Origin of the sequence: Henriciella sp. (assembly GCF_049649345.1) — a bacterium.
Taxonomy (GTDB): domain Bacteria; phylum Pseudomonadota; class Alphaproteobacteria; order Caulobacterales; family Hyphomonadaceae; genus Henriciella.
In genome coordinates this window covers 1-2,274 of record NZ_JBARZC010000011.1, presented here as the reverse complement: position 1 = coordinate 2,274, position 2,274 = coordinate 1, and the positions used below count along the sequence as shown (strand labels likewise).

4 protein-coding genes and 1 pseudogene are annotated in these 2,274 nt (G+C 61.9%); all 5 read right to left on the bottom strand.

Annotation, left to right across the window (positions count from 1 at the left end):
* Positions 1–201 precede the first annotated feature (201 nt).
* Positions 202–624, bottom strand: a complete 423-nt coding sequence (locus WA989_RS00325; RefSeq protein ID WP_424338539.1) for a hypothetical protein — start codon at positions 622–624, stop codon at positions 202–204.
* Positions 621–1,295: a hypothetical protein gene (locus WA989_RS00320; protein WP_424338538.1), complete on the bottom strand. Its 675-nt coding sequence runs from the start codon at positions 1,293–1,295 to the stop codon at positions 621–623. The genes WA989_RS00325 and WA989_RS00320 overlap by 4 nt, the downstream gene beginning before the upstream one ends.
* Positions 1,296–1,373: 78 nt before the next feature.
* The gene (locus WA989_RS00315; RefSeq protein WP_424338537.1) at positions 1,374–1,799 is read right to left on the bottom strand and encodes a DUF6362 family protein; all 426 of its coding nucleotides are present in this window, start codon (positions 1,797–1,799) and stop codon (positions 1,374–1,376) included.
* Positions 1,792–1,986 (bottom strand): hypothetical protein, encoded by a 195-nt coding sequence (locus WA989_RS00310; protein ID WP_424338540.1) that lies wholly within the window; start codon positions 1,984–1,986, stop codon positions 1,792–1,794. Before WA989_RS00310 ends, WA989_RS00315 begins: the two co-directional genes overlap by 8 nt.
* A gap of 5 nt (positions 1,987–1,991) precedes the next feature.
* A pseudogene (locus tag WA989_RS00305) lies at positions 1,992–2,274 on the bottom strand (hypothetical protein); the annotation flags it as partial.

The window sequence follows — 2,274 nt, the reverse complement described above, 5'->3', positions numbered from 1 at the left end:
GGAAGCCAGCGGCGCGGCCTCTGCCTGCGCGCTCCTCTCCCGAGTATATCGCAATAGATAGCGATCAGGGGGCGAACTGTCTCGCCTTTCGGTGTCTCGCAGGAAAGTGTCTCAAAGATGCTTTTTGGCTTGACGGAAATCGGGAGTTTGTTTGCCGGGCTATTGGGCAGCGATAGGAGCCCCGTGCCAAGAACGCTCCATTCAAAGCCCGATCTGACGAAGTTTTCCCTCGCGTTTCGGAGACATTTCGAAGGCCAAAGGAGGGTCAAATTCGCTCATCGTGCGCGTGATGCGTGGCCACTGCCACAGAAGAAGGGCACATCGCTTCTCGTGAGGCAGCGACAAAACACTTTTCGGCATCACCAGCATGCGAAGACCCGCACCCATGAAAGCTCGCCGCTCATCGGGCACGCGCAGGATCCGGTAGTTCTCTGTCGCGACGATCCAGTCGCCCGGCTGCTCACGAACCCAGTTGATCCATTCGATGTCTGTGGCTCTGCGATCCATTACCTCGCTCAGTGCGACAGATCGAGGCTGCGGTCTCTCGGATGAAAGAAATCCTGCCATCATTCTCGCCATCGCTGGCGGGCAGTTATGGTCGAAGAATACGTTGAAGCGGTTCATGCCGCTTTGCTGAGCCACTCCTCGAACTTGACCGCTCGAGAAACGGCGCGCCTCGGCACCTCATAAAGAGCCGCGGCACGCGCGACACTGCCTTCGGCCCTCGACGCTGAAGCCAGAGTGGCGGTTGGAATGGCTGTGTCCTCCTCGATGGGCTGTCCGAACGAACGCGATGGGTCGAGCACCACACCGCTCGCGCGCCCCATCGGTCGCCAGACATTCGGCGTCAGACCATCGTATTCGACGTCCCGCAGGCTTTGCTCGATGATCGTTTTCATTTCCCGCTGATTGGTGAAGATATTCACCAATTCGGGCTCGCCCTGTTCTCGATCCAACTGCAACAGGATTGATGCGCCGTCGGTACGGAAGCGAGCGGATGAAAAGGGATGATCCGCCCCGATGATCTCTGAAGCCCGAGACACCGCTTTTCGGAGAAGCTGAGCGCTCACCTTGCGCTTACGGAACGCATAGATGGCACGAAGTTCGAGGAGATCTCTGAAGGAGAGCGCCACAGCGTCGGACTGCTCGATATCCGGATCCCACATGGGTGGGTGATGAACCCCGGTGCTCGAAGTGTAACCGGTTAGCCAGCGCCGGATGGTCTGCCGCGGCGCCTGCGTGAGCCGTTGCGCGTCACTGATGTCATAGATACCGATGCCGACCAGCGCGTTCACAAATTGCCTCCCGTTTTGTCTAAGCGTGTAACACGGTTGTAGGCGTCGGCCATAGCTTTCTCCGCTTCCTTCCTGCTTTCATGCCCGCACACTACGGACAACGAAGTCCATCGACCGGTTCCGCGGCACAAGCTTGCCGTTAAGCCGCCAGACGATCACGGCAAGCCCGTACTGCCAGCGCCGGTTGGCGGTGGCCCGACTGATCCCGAACTGCCAGCAGATCGGCTTCCACGCCATGCCGTCGGCGCGGGCCCAGACCAGGCGCCCATCCTCGGGCTCGAGCCAGCGCAGCCAGAGCATCGCTTCCTCGGCCTGCGTGATCTGTCGCGGGCTGGGCCTCGGTCGACGCATCTGCGGCTCCTGACCGACCTTGTCGGCGAAGCTGTGGAAGTATTCGGGCCAGGCGTTGAAGAAGCCCTGCGGCATCACGCCCGGCATCTGCCGCATCACGCCGGCCGCGAGCTCCAGCCGATCCTGCACTTGTGCTGTGGTCCACTCACCCATGACGCGCCTCCCGTTCCCGCTTGCCGTAGAGCCGCTCGCCGAGCTGGCGCACCAGCTCCCGCTCGGGCCAGGTCAGGCGGTCGTCGTCGATGTCGACGGCCAGCAGGCCCTGTTCCTTCCAGCCGTCGCGCTTGACCTCGTCAGGGTTGCGGCGATGGCCGCCATAGCCTTTCGGCGTCAGCCGCATGCTTCTCATTGGACACCTCCCCAGGTCTCCAGCGCCCAGATGAGGATGGCGATGGCGTCGGCCTCGTTGTCGTCGGCGGGCGAGAAGCCGCGGGCGCGCGCCGCGGCGATCATCGCCTCCTTCGGTGCGTTGCCCTTGCCGGTGGCGTGGCGTTTGATCGTGCCGACCGGTACGCCTTGGTATGCAACCGAGTTCTGCTCGCACCACACTTCAAGAATTGCCAGCCAGCCGCCATAAAGGTGGGAGGCATCCGTTCCAGCATGCCGGCGAACCTGCTCGTAGATCAGC